The following is a 19,316-nucleotide window of genomic DNA, read 5'->3' on the forward strand; positions in this document are numbered from 1 at the left end:
ATGAAAAAACCGATCGCCATTTTATTCTTTATTTTGCTAAACATTTATAATGTTGCCGCTCAGACAGAAATTTCTACTCCATACGGAAACAACAAAGAAGCTGGAAATTACAAAGAGGTCAACGGCATCAAAATGTATTATGAAATTTATGGAAGTGGAAAACCTTTAGTCCTTCTGCACGGTAACGGCGGTTCAATAAAAGGACACGGACGCAGAATTGAATATTTTAAAAACCAGTTTCAGGTTATTGCTATTGACAGCAGGGGACATGGAAAATCAGTCGACACTTCGAACAAGCAATTAAATTACAATCAAATGGCAGATGATGTAAGCGTTTTACTTGATTCGTTAAAAATCAAAGATGCTTATGTTTGGGGACAAAGTGACGGCGGGATTCTGGGGTTGTTACTTGCTATTCATCATCCAGAAAAAATCTCTAAACTTGCTGCTTTTGGTGCCAATTTATTTCCTGGCAAAAAAGCCATTTACGATGAAATTGACAAATTGGTAATGGATACTTTAAAAGCGACTAAAGATCCTCACACCAAAAACCTATATACATTATTAGCGTATCAGCCGGATATTAAAGATAAAGATTTACAAAAAATCAAATGCCCCGTTTTAGTTATGTCTGGTGACAGAGATGCTATTAGGTTAGAGCATTCTATTGAAATTTTTAATAACATTGAAAATTCAAACTTATTTGTAATGCCTGGAGCTACTCATTTTGGTTCTTATGAAAAAACAGAACTTTTCAATTTAGTGTTATTAAGTTTCTTCAATGAACCTTTCAAAAAAACTTCAACTGTTGATATTTTTAAAGGAAAGAAATAAATCTCATTAAATGAAAATCAAACCATCTTTTTTCCAGTTAAAAACAATTTTAATTGGGATATTGCTTTTCCAGTTCCAATTTGGATTTTCTCAAGAAGGGAAAAATTCAGAACTGTACAAAACCATTATGTCTAAAGACAGCCTGCTTTTTAATGTTGGCTTTAATACTTGCGACATGTCACAGTTTGAAAACCTGTTTAGTGACGATCTTGAATTTTATCATGACAAAGGCGGCATGTCTGACAAGGCTGTGTTTATAGCAAATTTCAAAAAAGGCTTGTGTGGTTCAACAGGAACTTATAAATCTAGAAGATATTTAGTTCCAAACACTACAGAAATTTATCCTTTATATAATCGAGGTGTTTTGTACGGCGCGATGCAAATGGGTATTCATCAATTTTATGAAAAATCAGTTGGAAAAAATGAATCTCTTGAAAACGCGAAAGAAAATTTTGGGAGCACGGCGAGGTTTACCCACGTTTGGATAGTAACAAACGGCATTTGGAAATTGAGAAGATCTTTTAGTTATGATCATCAAACTGAACAAAAAAATAAGAATTGAGAATTAAAAGGAATGGTCGATAAACCTTCAAAATAAGTTTTAGTTTGAAAAAAATGAAAAAAAAGCGATTAATCTTGAAACCTATTTGAAAGTTGATCGTCTAAACTATAGAGAGCATTAATTTATTTCATATAAAAAACCGTAATTTCGATTTAAAATACTGAATATCTTCTTGTTACCAAGTTTCAATCATCAATCAAAAAAACGTATCATTTCATTAATCTAAAACCATAATTATCAATCATCATGAAAAAATCAATCAAACTAATTGCGCTCTTTGTGCTTTTCCAACTCTCGGCCGTTAGCACTTTTGCGCAGGACAAAGCACAGCAAATTGAACAACTTTTAAATAAGTACAACGAATACGGACAATTTAACGGCTCTGCTTTGGTTGCTGTTAACGGAAAAGTTATTTTAAAAAAAGGTTTTGGTTCTGCCAATATGGAATGGAATATCGCAAATCAACCCGATACCAAATTTAGACTGGGTTCTATTACAAAACAGTTTACAGCACTTTTAATTGTAAAACTGGCTGAAGAAGGAAAACTAAAACTAGATGTTCCTATTACGACTTATCTCCCAGATTATCCAAAAGAAAATGGTGCTAAAATCACAATCCATCATCTGCTTACGCATACTTCTGGAATTCCTAATTATACTTCTGCGCCAAATTTCTTTAAGGATAAAGCTCGAAATCCTTATACTCCAGAAGAATTTGTAAAAACGTTTTCAAGTTTACCGCTTGAATTCACGCCAGGCGAAAAATTCAATTACAGCAATTCTGGTTATTTCTTATTGGGCTACATTATTGAAAAAGTTTCAGGCAAAACATACGAACAATATTTACAAGAAATCGTTCTGACGCCTTTAAAAATGGTCAATTCCGGTTACGATCACAGCGATGTAATTTTAAAAAACAGAGCAGCAGGTTATGAAAAACACGGTAAACAAATCGTAAATGCAGCTTATATCGATATGAGTCTTCCGTATGCTGCTGGATCTTTGTACTCAACTGTCGAGGATTTGTATTTATGGGATCAGGCACTTTACACTAATAAACTGCTTAATGAGAAAAGTATGGAATCTTTATACAAACCTTACATAAGTGCAGGAAAGGCTTCCTACGGTTACGGATGGTTTATTGAAGAAGTTGAAAATGGAGATAAAGGCAAATTAAAAAGTATTGGACACGGCGGTGGAATTAATGGTTTTAATACAATTATTTCAAGATACCCTGCTGATAAAAATCTGATTGTTTTACTAAACAATACTGGCGGAACTATTTTAGGCGAAATGAATGATGGTATCCGTGCCATATTATACAATCAGCCTTTTAATCAGCCGAAAAAATCTCTGGCTCTTGATTTACTAGATGTTTATAATGAGAAAGGTGCCGCTACAGGAACTGAAACTTATAAAAAACTAAAAAATGATCCGTCTTACGCGATCAAAGAAGGAGATATAAATAGAGTTGGATATCAGTTATTACAAGACGGAAAAAAGAAAGAAGCTATCGAGGTTTTCAAAATCAATACTGAAACTTTCCCAAAATCTGGAAATGCTTATGACAGTTTAGGAGAAGCTTATTTAGCAGACGGCGACAAAAAATCGGCGATTGCAAATTATAAAAAATCAGTTGAATTGGATCCTTCAAATGAAGCTGGAAAAAAAGTTTTAGAAGAACTTTCAAAAAGTAAAACGAAATAACATTTAGAAAATTTCTTTAGAAAATTAACTCCGATAAAATAGATTCAACGTCTATTTTATCGGAGTTTTTTGTTACAATTTCTAACAATCAAATTGCCCGATTTATTTTTTTAAAATATTATTTTAGCCCTACCCAAAAAAATAAATTAACCTATGAAAAATTTGAAATCCTACAGTTTTCTGACTGTATTATTATGTCTGTTTATTTCCTCAAAATCTTTATCGCAAAACAATCCGCCGGCACCGGCAATGCCATCGCAGCAACATAGAATTATAATTGATAAAATCGTGGAAGCGGCACATTATAAAAGTTATGTGATTGATTTTTGTCTATCCAAAATAAACGAAACTTCTGCAAAAGAAGGATGGAACGAACAAAAAACAATGGAAATCAGCCAAAGCATTAATTATAAAAATTTCAGAGATGCGATTTACAACAGCTTTGTTGTTTTTGATGAAGTCGAACTGGAAACTTTGCTCAAAGCCTATGAAAAAGATACGGCTTATCAATCTAAAAATGTCATGACTAACAATAAAGTGCTTATTAATAATCTGAACATTTTTGCGACGGATATTGTGAAAGGGAAATATGTGTCTAAGTAAAGGTACTGAGGTTCTGAGGTACTGAGATGCTAAGGTTTTTTTAGTAAGGTTCAAAGGTGTAAAGAAACAAAGGTTCAAAGGTTTTTATCATAGAGCTTTGAACCTTTGTTTCTTTGCAATGACTCGCTTATCTTTTCACTAATCTAATTGTCGCTTTCTGAGGATCATTTTTACTTGAAATTTTATATGTAAACTTTCTGTATAAACTATCTACTACTGTAACGTTTAAGTCATAATTGTATATATCTCCTACACCCTTTAATTCCATAAATCCATAAATCGAAAATGGTTTTGGATAATATTCAAATTTACGCCAATCTATTTTAGCGTCGTTTGAATTAATTGATTCAACTTCTGCTGGAATTCCTTGATTTTGTAATTGTAAAATTAAACTTGAAGAAGATACACTTATACCAAAAACTATTAAGTCAGGTGAATTCAGCTCAATAACTTTGTCAATATATTCTCCTTTCAAAATAGGATTATTAGAAATTCCACCGAATTCTTCTTTATCATCTTCGTAATATTCTGGAGATTGTTCAAAAGAATTTAAAATCATCTTTTGTAAATCATCTTTTTTAATTTTTATTTTCTGTAACGTATCTTTAGCTAGGTTAAGCTCTTTTTGAATAGAAAGATTAGTAAAAGTAATTCCTCTTCTTAGTTTAAAAACTAAAAATTGAATTTCAGAGTCCGAAATCTGTTCTACTTTCAAAAATTTTGTTTCAGGCGTATCGTTATCTACATTTCTCAATTGTAATAGCGAATTTGAATTTAATATTTTTAAAGCTGGCTGTATTTTTTCATTACTTTCTTGAAACGTTAATTCACCTGACTTATACATCATATTTTTTTCATGTATTCTTGCAACAGAATTCATTGTTATATACGAAATTCCAAACAACGGTATTATTAGAAAATAAACAACTCCCGTAATTCCAGTTCTCTTTTCTTTGCAAACCTGAGTTTCTGAATACGAATCATGCCAATTTGCCTTAAATAAGAAAGTAATCGCATTAAAAGGAACACTTCTTAACAATGTTCTTTTAAAAATCGAAGAATTTGATGGTTTATCTCCTAAATAATCTACCACTCTGCTTTCTGTTAAAAATTTCGCAGGTGAAGCACCAAATAAGGATTCAAATGTAAAATAGAAAATTGTTCTAAAAATAACCGACAAAATAATTAAAAGTGTTCTCTCACTAAATTGGCTCGCTATTTCTCTTAAATAACTTTCTAAGTAGGGAGATCTCATTAAAAAGTAGATAAATTGATATGCAATTAGAAAAAATAGCATACTATCTAAAATAAGATGAAATAAACGTAACCAATTGTTTACCTGAAAATATGAAATTTCACTTGATTCTGTGTAGACAAAAGTTTCATAATCTAATTCTTTTAACTTGTTTAAATACAATAGGCTTTTGTACAAAAAGTAAAGAACAAAAATTGTTACTACAGTTGCGGCAACAAAGCCAAAATAAAACTTCCAATCTGGATCTCTTTTCAAAAAAGTAAAAAAATTGTAGAAACGTAAAATAAGAAACAATGAATACTGCACGAATAAAGCAGAAAACATGAAACGCAGTAATCGAACTTCTTTTTCTTTGCTAAAATAATAAGCTAATCCACCAATCAACAAGATCAAACTAAAAAACAATCTCCAAACGTATCCATCTAGGTTGAAAAATTTCAATCCAGTAACAAGATTTACATTAAAAGTTTCTAGAACAATATAAAGAACAGAATCATAATCTCTGTAGAAACCTAGAAAAATTCCAATAATCGAAACAAACAAAGAAAACAGCGTAATTTTTTTGTACATAATTTGAGGTTTAAATCTCAAAAATATACAAATAAATTTAACATTGAATTATTAAGCCAATAACTATTAATTTTTTGGTTTAAAAACCAATTTAGTCGAAGTTTTTACAATCTCATCTTTATTCAATTTCATTTTTCTGAATTTTCCAGCGTTGTACATTTCGGCCTGATCGTCGTAATGTTTGCTGAAAGGATTCCCGGATTGTCCTGTTGGTAAAATGCTCCAGCTGTTTTCAACATCAGAAAAGTCAACAATTCGTCTTGTTGAAGGGCCACCTTTGATATAATATTTCCCCTCATCGTTAAATCCGAAAAATAAATTATTAATTACTTCATTTGAACCTGGAGAATTAAAAGGCCCGACATTAAATAAACCGCGAAGTGCAGCCACTTTTCCTAACGGATGTTCGTGCTCAACGGTGTGAACTTCTCCCCATTTCCAATCTGAAATTGTATTTCCTAATTGCTTTTGCAAAGCTGTAATAGCATCATGAAAAGATTTTGAGACAATTTGTTTTCTGGTTTCTTTTACATTTTTGGTTTTGATATTATCCCACCAAACCGAATTTTCATTTTTAATTTGGTTGGCAATAACTTGTTTTCCGATAGAAATCCCTAAAAAGAGATTGAAGTTTTCTTTTCCCATTTCATCTTCAAAAGTATTTTTTAGATATAAATAAATCCATTTGTTGTAAATGGTTGGCGCAGCATCATCTAAATTGGTTGTGCCTTTCCATGATTGTAAAACTTTCACCGCTTCTTTTTCTTGGGATGAAAGAGAATTAAGATCTATATTCAAAATTAAATTCTTAACGACATCAACCGCAACATCAGAAGTATTGTCGTAAATCATTTTACTGATGGCTTCTTTATCCCAATCTGATTTTGCATCTAAAATTCCTGAAATTCTTTTTGCTCGATCTTCAGGCAGATAATATCCAGGATACAAATAACCATTGTCTATAGCTTCCGGCTGATTATTCGCAGAATAAACATATCCCCATTTCGGATTTTCGGAAGACGGATTTTTATCAAAATCTAAATATTCCGTAATATCATCTTTGCCGTTTGAACCATCTAAGATTAAATGTGTATTTACGCCTTCATTGTGTTTATACAATTTTCCAGTTGCCCACCAAGCTACATTTCCTTTGGCGTCTCCGTACATCACGTTCAATCCAGGCGCTGCAACAAGTTTTACAGCATTTCTAAATTCGTCCTTATTTTTTGCATGAGATAGTCCGTAGACAGCATCTAAAATCTGAATAGGCTGATTCGTATAAGTCCATAACATCGCAATTGGATTTTTCTTTTCCAATCGTTCCATGAAATCATTCATAATTGGGCCATGTCGGCTCGATTTTACGGTCAAAACCACATCCGAAGAATCTTTTATTTTAATTACTTTTTTTCGAATTTCATATTTACTGAAACCCGTAGGCGTTTGATATTGACTGGCATCACCATCTTTATTTTTTTCCTGATAAAAATCGATGTCATCATTTTCAAACATTGTTAATCCATAAGCATAATCGCGATTATGAGCCAAAAGAGGAAACGGAGTTCCTGCCAAATAACAGCCGTATAATTCGTGCTTTGGTGTAACTATGTGAGCTTCGTACCAGGTAGCAGGCTGCGAAAATCCAATATGCGGATCGTTTGCAAAGATTACTTTCCCGTTTTTAGATTTATGCGGTCCAACAACCCAGCTGTTACTGCCGATAAATGGTGGAATTGGCGATTGATCCAGCATCGCAGTAATCGATTTTGAAACTTCAGTATAATCTTCAATATTTTCTTTTGAAATTTTAATTCTGGTAGTATTAAATTCCCCTTCAATCCCTAAATCTTTCAAATAGGCAGCACCGTATTTATTTTTAATATCTGTTAATAATGGATCTGTTTTTTGAGCCATTGCAAAACTAAAAGACATATATCCAAATATATTGTAAACATCGTTTATGGTAAACTTCTGCTTTTTTACGCCGACCAAAGTAAATTCGATTGGAGTTGGTCCATCTTCTAAATATTGATTTATTCCATCCAGATAAGCCTGAGTCAATTTATAATTTTCACTATTTTTATCTAATTGGGCAATCGCTTTCGCGGAAGCTTCTTCGATTCCAATACCAGCAAAAAATTTATCGTTTTGAAGTGCAACAGATCCGAAGATTTCAGATAATCTTCCTGGCGCAATTCTGCGAAGTAATTCCATCTGCCATAATCTTTCCTGCGCATGAACATAACCAAGTGCGGTCATGGCATCTTTTTCAGAATCGGCATAAATATGAGGCACACCAAAATCATCAAAATAAACCGTTGTCTCTGCCTGAAGATTTTTCAATTGCAGTTCGCCTTCGTATTTTGGTTTTAAATGAAAGATGTAGGCGCATAAACCAATTCCAACTACAACTATAAGTACCAATAAAACCAGCAGAAATTTTTTAAATCTTCTCATATCTTGCAAAAAGTATAACAGTGAGGTTTGTAAAATGATATAACCAAAAAAAAGAATAATGTAATAATGCTTCTTTTTAAAAGCCTAAATTTATGTATTTAAAACCAATCCTATAAATGTCACTATATAAAAAAATAGCAATCGGTGTAATTTCTCTTTTACTACTTGTAATTTTAGCCAACATCGGTCTTAATTACTGGATTAAGAAACAACTTCCGATTATTATTCATGAGAAAAATAAAACGGCATATAACATCAATTATGAAAAAATTGAAGTATCTCTTTTTTCTCGAAATATCTACGCACAGACATTATTGGTAAATCCGAAGAACCAGCCAAAGGATAGCAAAAACGGACTTTTTTCTAAAATAGAATCTATCACAATCAAACATTTTAATATTTGGGATCTGGCTTTTCGTGATATTATTCAGGCCGAAAGTATTACAATCAACAAACCCAGAGTTATTTTATATAAAAAAGGAGAAAAACTTATAAATAACAGCAAAAGTATTAAAAGCGAAATTCTGGAGCCTTTTCGTAAAATTGTTGCCGTTTCAAACATTTATTTAAATGACGGAACGGTTGATGTTGTTTCTTTAGATACCGAAAAACCTATTTTCAGCATCAAAAAAATCATTTTGAAATTAGAAGGAATTCTGCTTACTGATGCTACTTTAAAGGAAAAAATTCCGCTGCAATATAAAAGCTATGCATTGGTTATTGACAGTTTATTTTACAGACCAAGTGCTTTTTATCATATTAATATTGGAAAAATAGCAACTGAAAAGAACTTTTTAAAAATCAATAATTTCGCTAACATCCCTCAATATAACCGACCAGATTTTATTAAAAAACTGGACAAAGAAAAAGACATTTATACGCTTAAATTCGATTCGGCTCAAGTATCAAAAATGGATTGGGGATTTAAAAACGATCGCTTTTTCTTTAAGGCAAATTCGGTCGTAATCAATCATTTTGATGCTAATATTTACCGCGGAAAAATGCCTAAAGACGATTTGAGCAAAAAATATCTGTACAATCATTTATTACGAAATATTAAATTCCCGCTTCAAATTGACACACTTCAGGTTTTAAAATCTAAATTGGTGTATGAAGAAGAAATTGATTTCTCTAAAGGTCCCGGAGTCTTAAATTTCGACAAATTCAATTTGCAGGCCACCAATCTGCAAAGTGGTTTTGGTTTGAAAAAAACGAAGGATGTTAAAATTAAAGTGAAATGTATTTTCATGAAAACTTCGCCTCTTAATGTGGATTGGAGTTTTAATGTTTTGGATAAAAATGACGGATTTCACATTCAAGGTGTTATTTCTAACTTTGATGTCCGTGCCATGGGACAGTTCAGCAAACCGTACATGAACGCTTCATTTACAGGAGTTTTTAACAAATACCGTTTTAATTTTTATGGTAATGACAATATTTCCAAAGGAAATGCTTCTTTAGATTATGACGATCTGAAAGTAAAATTATACAAGAAGAAAAAACCGGAAAAAGAAGCGAAGCTAAAATCCGCAATTGTTAATTTACTGGTGAAAAATGACTCCAAAGACAAAGCCAAAACTGCAGAAGTTGAATTGGAAAGAATTCAAGAAAAATCATTTTATAATTTTTTATGGCGAAGCATTGCCGAATCTTTGAAGAAGATTTTGATATAGTTTTTTTTGCCACGAATTACACAAATTTTCACGAATTATTTTTAAAATCTTCGAATAGAAATTAGCAAAAATTCGCGTAATTCGTGGTTAATAAAAATTCCAAACCTGACAATTATCAGGTTTTAAAAAAAGTTTTTTTTCTTCATTTGTTTTTATTTTAATCTGAAAACAAATGACAAAAACGCCTTTACACACTTTTCACATACCAGTAATGGGTCTTGCTTACACCATAGACAGCCCAATTCGAGTGGCGCAATACGGAATTTCGTCTGTTGTTTCAATCGCTGATGATGACTTAATTGAAAAGATGCGCAATTTTTACAGCAACAAATTCAATTTTCCTTACGAAGAAATCACTCAGAAATTTCATGATTATCGCGCAGAAAGAATTACTTCCTACCTAAATTTAGTTGACACAATTGTAAAAGAAAAATTCGAAAATTTTAAAACTGAATTGGCAGAAAGCAAAACTGCCCTTGAAAATTTTATGTCGATGTTACCCAATTCATCTGATATTAAAAAAGGTTTTCAAAATTTATTGGATGATGGAATTGCTTTTAAAGAAAACATTCAAAGTTATATTGAATCACATCTTTTGCCAGGAGAAATCGACGTAAATATTATGACGAAATTGGACAAAGATAATTTTGTCAAAAACGAACAGCTTCCTATTGAGTTTAATGATGCACACGCTGCTTTGAGAGGTTTTGCAAACAGTAATTTAGAATCTTCTGTTGTACTTTCTGCCGGAATGAATCCGAGATTGTACAGTTATTTTGAGAACTTCAAAGATTTTTTTCCAAATGAAAATAACGAACTGAAAAAGAAAATTATTCTAAAAGTAAGTGATTTTAGATCGGCTATGATTCAGGGAAATTTCCTAGCTAAAAAAGGACTTTGGGTTTCTGAATACCGAATTGAATCTGGTTTAAACTGCGGCGGTCACGCCTTTGCCACTGACGGACTCTTATTAGGCACCATTTTAGAAGAATTTAAGCAAAAAAAAGAGCAACTGGTACAATCGGCACATGCTTTAATGATTAAAGCGTTACAGCTAAAAAATCAAGCTTTCCCAGAAAATCCTTTAGAATTAAAAATTACTGTGCAAGGCGGTGTTGGAACTGCAGAAGAGCACGAATTTTTATTAGATGAATATAAAGTCGATTCAGTTGGCTGGGGTTCTCCATTTTTATTAGTTCCAGAAGCAACTTCTGTAGATCAAGAAACGAGAAATTTATTAATGGAGGCCAAAGAAGATGATTTGTATTTAAGTCATATTTCGCCACTGGGAGTTCCGTTTAATACTTTGCACGGAACTTCAAACGAGATCTTAAAACAAAAACGCATTCACGAAAACAAAGCGGGAAGTTCGTGCCCAAAGAAATTTTTAGCTTTAAGCAAAGAATACGATCTACACGGAATTTGTACGGCATCAAAAAAATATCAGGATCTTAAACTGGCAGAACTAGAAAACTTAAAAGACACTTTATCTGCTGATGCATTCGAAAAAAGCAAAATCAAGATTACCGAAAAATCATGCTTGTGTGTTGGTTTAGCAAATGCTTGTTACCTAGAAAATGATATTAAAATAAAAGGTCAGGCTCAAGGTGTTGTAATTTGTCCCGGACCAAATATGGCTTATTTTGATCAGGAAGTTTCTTTGAAAGAAATGATACAGCATATTTATCAAGGAAAATCGGTTTTAAGAACTAACGATCGTCCAAATTTATTTGTGAAAGAATTGAAAATGTATGTTGATTATTTTAGAAATGAAATTGAAAATATTTCTGGTGAGGTAACTGCAAATCAACTTAAAAAATGGACTAGTTTTAAAGTTAATATTTTAGAAGGAATTGAATATTATAAAAATTTATTTTCATCGACTTCTTATTTTAAAACAGAAGAAGAGACAATTAAAAGTCAGTTCGATTTTTACAAATCAGAATTGAATAGGATTCACATTCCGACACTTCAATTAACCTAAAAAGCAAACGCCGATTTAAAAATTTAAATCGGCGTTTTATTATTATAGAAGTTTAAAATCTATTCTTTTTTCTTTTTACTATCAATAACAGCTCCAGTTCCAGTTCCTAATGCAGCACCTGCTAAACCACCAATAATTGCACCTTCCCCCTTTTTCTTACTGACAATTGCGCCAGTCGCTGCACCAACTCCAGCACCAATTACTGCACCTTTAGCAGTTGCACTCCAACCTTTCTTTTTGGTAGTAGTTGTGGTTGTTGCATTTCCGTTTGCTGCCTGCTGGTGTACAACTACAACTTCTTTTTGAGATTCAACTTTCTGCTCTTGCTGTTCTTTGATCTTAGCCATTTCAGTTTTCATTGAATCGATAACACGTTGTTTGTTAATTTCAACTTTCATTGAATCAATGCTGGCTTGTTTGGCTTTATTTAAATCTTGTTTACTTTGATTTTGACAAGAAGTTAAAATAATCGCCGCTAAAATTATATATAAGCCTTTCATGATCGTAGTTTTTATAATTATACATTACAAAATACGGAATATCTGCTATATTAATTATTACAGAATTTTTTTTAAAGTTTATAAGATTAGAAGATTTTGTTTATTGAACCATGCCTATTTTGGATTTGACTTTATGTTATAATTTCGCAAAGGCGCCGAGTCGCAAAGTTTATTTCTTCAATTTTGTCATTTCGAGTAACGAGAAATCTCACTAGAAACTCCGCAAAGTATGTCGCCAATCTTTGTAGAATCCCGAGTGAGATTTCTCGTTACTCGAAATGAAAAACAGTATTGCTTAATAATTTCCTTGAATAAACTCTTACTTCCCTAAAATCCCTTTTTTCAAAATTTGCCCGAAATCGTACATATCTTCATAAGAGCAATACAATGGAACTGGCGCTAAACGGATTACGTTGGGCTCACGCCAGTCTGTAATTACACCATTTTTCATTAAATAATCAAATAAGCTTCTTCCTTCTCCATGCAGGAAGACGGATAATTGCGAAGCTCTTTCTTCTGGATTTGAAGGGGTAATAATTTCAAAATTCCCTTTAACTTCTTTATCTATTTCATGCAGAATAAATTCTAAGTAAGAAGTAATATGATCTCGTTTTGTAATTAGAGCGTCCATTCCAACCTCGGCGAACATTTCTACAGAGGCCAAATATGGCGCTAGAGATAAAACTGGAAGATTACTAATCTGCCATCCTCCCGCTCCGTGAACTGGATCAAAGTTGGGTTCCATTTTAAAACGACGCTCTTTATTATGTCCCCACCAGCCGGCGAATCGTGGTAAATCTGGATCGTTGTGATGTCTTTCGTGAACAAAAGCTCCAGAGGCATTTCCTGGTCCAGAATTCATATATTTATAACTGCACCAAGCAGCGAAATCTACATTCCAATCGTGAAGTTCTAATTTGATATTTCCAGCGGCGTGTGCCAAATCCCAGCCTACTTTTCCACCAGCTTTATGCCCTGCCGCCGTGATAGTTTTAATATCAAAAACTTGTCCCGTATAATAATTTACACCTCCAATTAAAACCAAAGCCAGCTCATCTCCAACTTCTTCAATTTTTGCTAAAACATCTTCCAAACGAATATTGTGTTCGCCTTCTCTTCTTTTAATTTCTACGATTGCATCTTCTGGTTTATATCCGTGAAAATGAACCTGACTCTGAAACATATATTGATCTGATGGAAATGCTTTTTCTTCGCAGATAATTTTATAACGCTTGCCTTTTGGCTGATAAAATGAAACCATCAATAAGTGAAGATTTACTGTCAAAGTATTCATTACGGTAACTTCAGAAGGAAGCGCTCCAACAATTTTACTCAACGGTTCTGCAAATCTTTCTTGATAATCCCACCATGGTTTTTGTGCATAAAAATGACCTTCAACAGCTAATTCTGCCCAGTCATTCATAACTTCATCAATGTAAGCTTTGGTACGTTTTGGCTGTAATCCTAGAGAATTTCCTGTGAAATAAATGACACGTTTATCATTAACTTTTGGAAAAATAAATTGGTCTTGATAATGATTTAATGCATCTTGTGCATCAAGTTGTTTCGCAAATTCGCGTGTATTTTGAAAAGTCATTGTGTTTATTTTGAATCGTAAAAATAACAAAAAATTCGATTATTGTTTCTTTTGTTTCAGGTTTCAGGTTTCGCGTTGATGTGCTTTGGGCGATTTACCGCAAAGTGCGCGAAGTCTTTTTTTTCGTGAGTGTTTACACATAAAGTCCGAAAAGCTTTGCATTCTTTAGCACTTGGCAAACACAAACTGAGCAAAAATCTTTGCGCACTTTGCGGTTAAACTGCAGAACGAACTTGAAACTTGAAACAAAACTATAAAAACAAAAAACCCGACAGGTCTTAAAACGTGTCGGGTCTTTTTATGAAATAAATTCTAATTATAGAATTAACATCGCGTCTCCGTAAGAATAGAATTTGTATCCTTCTTTGATCGCTTCGTCGTATGCTTTTTTCATTAAATCATGTCCACAGAAAGCAGAAATCATCATTAATAACGTTGATTTTGGCGTGTGGAAATTAGTAATCATACAGTTTGCAATACTAAAATCGTGAGGAGGGAAAATAAATTTATTTGTCCATCCTTCGTAAGGATTTAAAGTATTTTGAGAAGAAACAGAACTTTCAATTGCACGCATAGAAGTTGTTCCTACTGCACAAATACGTTTTTTCTTTGCTTTAGCGTCGTTTACAACATCACAAGCCTCTTGATTGATAATCAATTCTTCTGAGTCCATTTTATGTTTAGACAAATCTTCAACCTCAACTGGGTTAAAAGTTCCTAAACCAACGTGAAGTGTTACTTCAGCAAAATTTACTCCTTTGATTTCTAATTTTTTCAAAAGGTGTTTTGAGAAGTGTAAACCAGCAGTTGGCGCCGCTACAGCTCCTTCTTCTTTTGCATAGATAGTTTGGTATCTTTCAGCATCTTCTGCAGTTACTTCTCTGTTAATATATTTAGGAATTGGAGTTTCTCCAAGTTCTGTCAATTTGTTTCTGAATTCTTCATAAGAACCATCGTATAAGAAACGTAAAGTTCTACCACGAGAAGTTGTATTGTCGATTACCTCAGCAACTAATGAATCGTCATCACCAAAATAAAGTTTGTTACCAATACGGATTTTTCTAGCCGGATCAACTAAAACATCCCAAAGACGCTGCTCTGAATTCAATTCTCTTAATAAGAAAACCTCAATTCTAGCTCCAGTTTTTTCTTTGTTTCCGTACAAACGTGCAGGGAAAACTTTTGTATTGTTAAGGATTAAAACGTCTCCGTCATCAAAATAATTGATAACATCTTTAAACATTTTATGCTCTATAGTTTGTTTTTTACGGTCAATTACCATCAAACGAGACTCATCTCTGTTTTCTGCTGGAAATTCAGCCAAAAGTTCTTTCGGTAAATTGAAATTGAAGTGTGATAATTTCATATTTGAAGTTAGATTTTAAAATATCAATCTTAGACTTTTTTATCTAAAATTTTAAATCGCCTGCAAATATACGATTGTGAGATAGGCGTTGTCAAGTGTTTTGACGTTTATTTTCAAAAGTCGTTGATTTAGTGCGGTTTTGCAATGACTTAAAAACACATTATTTAAATTAATTTTAACTTTTTTGAACCATATTACTTCTATAAGTTCATACTAGCTGGGATTTTTACATACTATTTAAACCTGACAGGTTTAAAAACCTGTCAGGTTTGCTATTAAATGTACATAAAAAAACCTCTGGTTAAAACCAGAGGCTATGTGTATTTAGCTTTGCAGTGCGCTTTTATTTAAATGAACTTATATTTCTTATATGGTTCAAAAACTACAGTTCTGAGATCTGGAAGTTTAAAGCTTTTAAATCATTCCAGAAATCTGGGTATGATTTTGAAACTACTTCGGCATCATCAATAATAATTGGAACTTTTATTGCTAAAGGCGCAAATGCCATTGCCATACGATGATCGTTGTATGTCGCGATATGCACATCATGATTTATATTTTGTGAAGGCACTAAAGTCAAACTGTCATTGGTTACCGAAATATTGGCTCCTAATTTTGTAAGCTCAATTCGAAGCGCTTCCAATCTATCTGTTTCTTTAATTTTTAAAGTATGCAGACCCGTTAAATGGCATCCAATTCCTAAACCTAAACAAGTAACAACAATTGTCTGTGCAATATCTGGAGTATTATTCAATTCAAAATTCACATCTTGATAATTATATCCAGCCACTTTTTCCAAAGTCATTTTATTGTTTTGAAAAGTAGTTTTTACTCCCATTTTTTCATAAAGAGAAACTAGTTCAGAATCTCCCTGAAGACTGTTTTCTTTATAACTGCTTAAAGTTATTTTTGCAGCATCGGCCAAAGCAACAAGACTAAAGAAATAAGAAGCGGAACTCCAATCTGATTCTACCACCATTTCTTTTGATTCAACAGATTCTTTAGGATAAACTTTGATCACGTTTCCTTCAAAACTAGTTTGAATATCTAAATCATTCAGCAAAGCCAAAGTCATTTTGATATACGGAATCGAAGTAATTTCTCCTTCTAAAGTCAATTCTAAGCCATTATCTAGTTTTGAAGCTACTAATAAAAGTGCCGAAATATATTGACTGCTTACATTTGCCGCCAATTTTACTTTTGAGTCCGTAACTTTTTTTCCTTTGATTCGAATTGGCGGATAACCTTCTTCTTTTTCATATGAAATTTCAACCCCTAATTGTGCCAAAGCTTCAACCAAAATTTTTATTGGTCGCTCCTGCATTCTGCTGGATCCTGTTAAAACAACTTCTCTGCCTTCATTAACAGCAAAATAAGCGGTTAAAAAACGCATTGCTGTTCCTGCGTGATGTATGTCTACAATTTCTTCATTACCTGCCAGAGCTTTCTGCATTACTTCGCTGTCATCAGAGTTTGAAGTATTTGATAATGTAATATTTGGAAATAAAGCTTTCAGTAATAATAAGCGGTTTGTTTCGCTTTTAGAACCTGTGATATTTAGTTGCGAATCATCAATTGTTAATTGCGAATTCGTGCTTAATTTTAAATTCATGATATTAGTTATGTGTTGCGAATTACGAGTAACATAATTCAGGCACGCAATTTACCACTCCTCGCGCGTAAATCAAAATTCACGTCGAAATTTCACAATTATTTCAATTTATCGTTGTTTTTGTGACGATCTTTATCTCTAACCGATTTTAAGTCCATTTTTTTATCAAAAGCAGCTTGCAAATCGATTCCGGTTTGATTGGCCAGACATAAAACCACGAAAACAACATCGGCTAATTCTTCGCCTAAATCTTTATTCTTATCGCTTTCTTTTTCAGATTGCTCCCCGTATCTGCGTGCGATGATTCTAGCCACTTCTCCAACCTCTTCTGTTAACTGTGCCATGTTGGTTAATTCATTGAAATAACGAACACCATGTTCTTTTATCCAGGTATCAACATCTAATTGGGCATTTTTTAAATCCATAATTTTAATTTTTAAGCAAAATTAATTTTAATCTTCCAATCTTGCTATATTCTTTTTAAGACAATTTTTTCATTTTGGCTGGCAATTATTTTTTGAAAAAACTCTTTCAGCATATCATATTCGTCAGCCGTGAAAATGGGACTGTTTATTTGTATTCCCACCTTTATCTGTATTTTGTTTTCCTCAGTATTCATATTCATGATGTAAGAGGTTCCGTTATTTTCTGTACTTATTTTTACCGGTTTAGGCAAAGACTCAACGCCATAACCATCTGGAACATCATAAAACACGTTATAAACTTGGTGAACCGGATAACCGAAATAAATTGGCAGCTGTCGTTCTTCTTGTTTGAAAGGGTTATTAGTATCTGTATAAAAAAGTATCGGTTTAATATATATTTTATCCCCAATTATATCATACAAATTATTGGATGTAAAATCAAAACTTTCTAAAGTTGACTTAGAAAAATTATCATTTTTATTCTCTACTTGATAATTGCCAATTTCAATTTTATTTAAATCATTTTCCAGTTTCTCAACATAAGATTCTTCACTATTACCAGCATTTTTTTCTCTAAAAACAAGCGCTGCATAATCTGTTTTTCTTACTTTGACATTTCCTTCCATTTTCATTTTCTCAGGGTGAATTTCAGCCATTACACTGAAAATTTCTTTAGAAGGAGTAGTTGGAATCATGTCTATTTCTTCAGAAGAACCATCTTGTTTTATAAGTCTTCCTTTCCAGTTTAGAAGATTTAAAGGCACAATACCTAGCGTCGTATATTTATTAGATGCATCTAATAAAATTTTCTTTCCATCAATTTCAGCACTTGCTATTACGTAATTAAAATCTGTTCTATTTGGAAATACTGGAACGCCATTTTCAATAGTGCTGACTAAAACTGGATATGTAGCTATTCCCGCCGATCTAAGCATTGAAATCAGAATGAAATTTATTTCAGCAGTATTTCCAGTTTGCGCTATGTATGCCTTTTTAACTCCTGTATCTGTCAAATATCCTTTCCTTTTGTTCCAATTCATTTTCTTTTGGACAAACTTAAAAATCGCATCCAATTTTTCTTGCTGTGTATTTACAGTTTGCAGAATGATTTTTAAGTCTTGGGCAAAATAATTTATTTCTTTAAGTTCTTCACCAAAACTTTCGTTTTTATAAATTGTCTTGGCAACCTCTTCCCATGTAGTGGTATAATTTACGACAGGTTCATCAGGAAATCTTTTTCGTTCTAGCTCATTTCGGATTGCTCCAAGATAGTTTTCAATATTATCTACAAATTTTTCCTCTTTTAAAGCTGGAATGTCAGATGAGGTAAACACAGCATTAATTTGTTTGTAGCCTGTAATATTAGCTTGGCTTGTTTGTACGACGTCAGCTTTGGAATCAATTTTTAATTTACCAACGAATAATGTTTTGTAAATAAAAAACTCTGGGATTTCAGTTTTGTACTCGAAATAATTAACAGGAACATCGTATTGAATTTCAAAATCAGGAAGTCTAATTAAGTTTTCAGATTTTAAAACATATTTAAATTCGATAACCGAGCCTACTTTTACATTTGGCAAAGTAATGGATGCGCGATTCCAATATTTGTTTATTTTATTTTTAAAACTGCCTTCGCTGTTCAATTTTGTTTTTACTACTGCTCCATTTTCAAGATTATAGGTTACAGCATTAGAAAATTTAACAGAATCGTCATTTAAGTTTTCATATCCAACGTAGTAAGATACTTCTTGATTGGCCCACTTTAAACCTTCTGGTTTATAAATTTTAATTTTAAATTCATATACATTATTGGCCACAAACCCTTTTCCTGATATATAAGTAAAAAAAGTTATTCCTTTTTTAAATAAAATTGCGGCGGGAGCTGCGGTATCTTTTGGATTGGTTTTTTCCTCCAATTCTGCTAGAGTAACTTTCCCTAACTCATAATTTTGAGCACTTAATTTTGAAATATTACCCATTAAGAAAAGAAAGAATACAATAGAACGAAACTCCATTTTTAGATTTTTTTTAGAACATTTTTTTCATTTTGACTAACAATCATTTTTTGAAAAAGGGTTTTCAATGCAATGTAGTCCTCTGCAGCAAAAATACTATTGTTAATGTCTTTTGAAAAGCTAAATTGAATTTTGTTTCCTTCACTTAAAACATTT

14 protein-coding genes are annotated in these 19,316 nt (G+C 32.5%); 6 read left to right on the forward strand and 8 right to left on the reverse strand.

Annotation, left to right across the window (positions count from 1 at the left end; translation table 11 throughout):
* From BSF42_RS20095 to BSF42_RS20110, 4 genes are all read left to right on the forward strand, one after another.
* Positions 1 to 834 carry an alpha/beta fold hydrolase gene (locus tag BSF42_RS20095; protein ID WP_095954884.1) on the forward strand — a complete coding sequence of 278 codons (834 nt, stop codon included), beginning with the start codon at positions 1 to 3 and terminating at the stop codon, positions 832 to 834.
* Between the two features lie 10 nt (positions 835 to 844).
* Positions 845 to 1,396 (forward strand): nuclear transport factor 2 family protein, encoded by a 552-nt coding sequence (locus tag BSF42_RS20100; RefSeq protein ID WP_095954885.1) that lies wholly within the window; start codon positions 845 to 847, stop codon positions 1,394 to 1,396.
* Positions 1,397 to 1,642: 246 nt separating this feature from the next.
* Entirely contained in the window at positions 1,643 to 3,103 is a 1,461-nt protein-coding gene (locus BSF42_RS20105) for a serine hydrolase (RefSeq protein WP_095954886.1), read from the forward strand.
* A gap of 153 nt (positions 3,104 to 3,256) precedes the next feature.
* Complete coding sequence (locus BSF42_RS20110) at positions 3,257 to 3,706, forward strand: hypothetical protein (RefSeq protein ID WP_095954887.1); 450 nt, start codon at positions 3,257 to 3,259, stop codon at positions 3,704 to 3,706.
* Positions 3,707 to 3,833: 127 nt separating this feature from the next.
* On the opposite strand, the gene BSF42_RS20115 is transcribed toward BSF42_RS20110, so the two are convergent.
* Both BSF42_RS20115 and BSF42_RS20120 read right to left on the reverse strand, forming a co-directional pair.
* Positions 3,834 to 5,531, reverse strand: a complete 1,698-nt coding sequence (locus BSF42_RS20115; protein ID WP_095954888.1) for an RDD family protein — start codon at positions 5,529 to 5,531, stop codon at positions 3,834 to 3,836.
* 66 nt (positions 5,532 to 5,597) lie between these two features.
* Positions 5,598 to 7,988, reverse strand: a complete 2,391-nt coding sequence (locus BSF42_RS20120; protein ID WP_095954889.1) for a penicillin acylase family protein — start codon at positions 7,986 to 7,988, stop codon at positions 5,598 to 5,600.
* A 116-nt stretch (positions 7,989 to 8,104) separates the two neighbouring features.
* Here BSF42_RS20120 and BSF42_RS20125 point away from each other — a divergent pair, with 116 nt between their 5' ends.
* Positions 8,105 to 9,661, forward strand: a complete 1,557-nt coding sequence (locus BSF42_RS20125; RefSeq protein WP_095954890.1) for a hypothetical protein — start codon at positions 8,105 to 8,107, stop codon at positions 9,659 to 9,661.
* A 172-nt stretch (positions 9,662 to 9,833) separates the two neighbouring features.
* A complete protein-coding gene (locus BSF42_RS20130) occupies positions 9,834 to 11,645 on the forward strand; it encodes a hypothetical protein (protein ID WP_095954891.1) in 1,812 nt (603 codons plus the stop codon).
* Between the two features lie 59 nt (positions 11,646 to 11,704).
* On the opposite strand, the gene BSF42_RS20135 is transcribed toward BSF42_RS20130, so the two are convergent.
* From BSF42_RS20135 to BSF42_RS20160, 6 genes are all read right to left on the reverse strand, one after another.
* Positions 11,705 to 12,145 carry a YMGG-like glycine zipper-containing protein gene (locus BSF42_RS20135; RefSeq protein WP_095954892.1) on the reverse strand — a complete coding sequence of 147 codons (441 nt, stop codon included), beginning with the start codon at positions 12,143 to 12,145 and terminating at the stop codon, positions 11,705 to 11,707.
* 319 nt (positions 12,146 to 12,464) lie between these two features.
* On the reverse strand, positions 12,465 to 13,742 hold the full coding sequence (gene kynU, locus BSF42_RS20140; RefSeq protein ID WP_095954893.1) for a kynureninase: 1,278 nt from the start codon (positions 13,740 to 13,742) through the stop codon (positions 12,465 to 12,467).
* Positions 13,743 to 14,058: 316 nt separating this feature from the next.
* Positions 14,059 to 15,108: a tRNA preQ1(34) S-adenosylmethionine ribosyltransferase-isomerase QueA gene (gene queA, locus BSF42_RS20145; protein WP_095954894.1), complete on the reverse strand. Its 1,050-nt coding sequence runs from the start codon at positions 15,106 to 15,108 to the stop codon at positions 14,059 to 14,061.
* Positions 15,109 to 15,490: 382 nt separating this feature from the next.
* The gene (gene aroA / locus BSF42_RS20150) at positions 15,491 to 16,720 is read right to left on the reverse strand and encodes a 3-phosphoshikimate 1-carboxyvinyltransferase (RefSeq protein WP_095954895.1); all 1,230 of its coding nucleotides are present in this window, start codon (positions 16,718 to 16,720) and stop codon (positions 15,491 to 15,493) included.
* Positions 16,721 to 16,818: 98 nt separating this feature from the next.
* Complete coding sequence (locus BSF42_RS20155; RefSeq protein ID WP_012022600.1) at positions 16,819 to 17,145, reverse strand: nucleotide pyrophosphohydrolase; 327 nt, start codon at positions 17,143 to 17,145, stop codon at positions 16,819 to 16,821.
* 44 nt (positions 17,146 to 17,189) lie between these two features.
* The gene (locus BSF42_RS20160; RefSeq protein WP_095954896.1) at positions 17,190 to 19,160 is read right to left on the reverse strand and encodes a DUF3857 domain-containing protein; all 1,971 of its coding nucleotides are present in this window, start codon (positions 19,158 to 19,160) and stop codon (positions 17,190 to 17,192) included.
* Positions 19,161 to 19,316 lie beyond the last annotated feature (156 nt).

Source organism: Flavobacterium sp. ACN6 (assembly GCF_002304005.1).
Classification (GTDB): Bacteria; Bacteroidota; Bacteroidia; order Flavobacteriales; family Flavobacteriaceae; genus Flavobacterium.

Bases quoted from the DNA above. Each gene is read 5' to 3' on its own strand.
- BSF42_RS20095 (WP_095954884.1), top strand. From the start codon at position 1: ATGAAAAAACCGATCGCCATTTTATTCTTTATTTTGCTAAACATTTAT.
- BSF42_RS20100 (WP_095954885.1), top strand. From the start codon at position 845: ATGAAAATCAAACCATCTTTTTTCCAGTTAAAAACAATTTTAATTGGG.
- BSF42_RS20105 (WP_095954886.1), top strand. From the start codon at position 1,643: ATGAAAAAATCAATCAAACTAATTGCGCTCTTTGTGCTTTTCCAACTC.
- BSF42_RS20110 (WP_095954887.1), top strand. From the start codon at position 3,257: ATGAAAAATTTGAAATCCTACAGTTTTCTGACTGTATTATTATGTCTG.
- BSF42_RS20115 (WP_095954888.1), bottom strand. From the start codon at position 5,531: ATGTACAAAAAAATTACGCTGTTTTCTTTGTTTGTTTCGATTATTGGA.
- BSF42_RS20120 (WP_095954889.1), bottom strand. From the start codon at position 7,988: ATGAGAAGATTTAAAAAATTTCTGCTGGTTTTATTGGTACTTATAGTT.
- BSF42_RS20125 (WP_095954890.1), top strand. From the start codon at position 8,105: ATGTCACTATATAAAAAAATAGCAATCGGTGTAATTTCTCTTTTACTA.
- BSF42_RS20130 (WP_095954891.1), top strand. From the start codon at position 9,834: ATGACAAAAACGCCTTTACACACTTTTCACATACCAGTAATGGGTCTT.
- BSF42_RS20135 (WP_095954892.1), bottom strand. From the start codon at position 12,145: ATGAAAGGCTTATATATAATTTTAGCGGCGATTATTTTAACTTCTTGT.
- kynU (WP_095954893.1), bottom strand. From the start codon at position 13,742: ATGACTTTTCAAAATACACGCGAATTTGCGAAACAACTTGATGCACAA.
- queA (WP_095954894.1), bottom strand. From the start codon at position 15,108: ATGAAATTATCACACTTCAATTTCAATTTACCGAAAGAACTTTTGGCT.
- aroA (WP_095954895.1), bottom strand. From the start codon at position 16,720: ATGAATTTAAAATTAAGCACGAATTCGCAATTAACAATTGATGATTCG.
- BSF42_RS20155 (WP_012022600.1), bottom strand. From the start codon at position 17,145: ATGGATTTAAAAAATGCCCAATTAGATGTTGATACCTGGATAAAAGAA.
- BSF42_RS20160 (WP_095954896.1), bottom strand. From the start codon at position 19,160: ATGGAGTTTCGTTCTATTGTATTCTTTCTTTTCTTAATGGGTAATATT.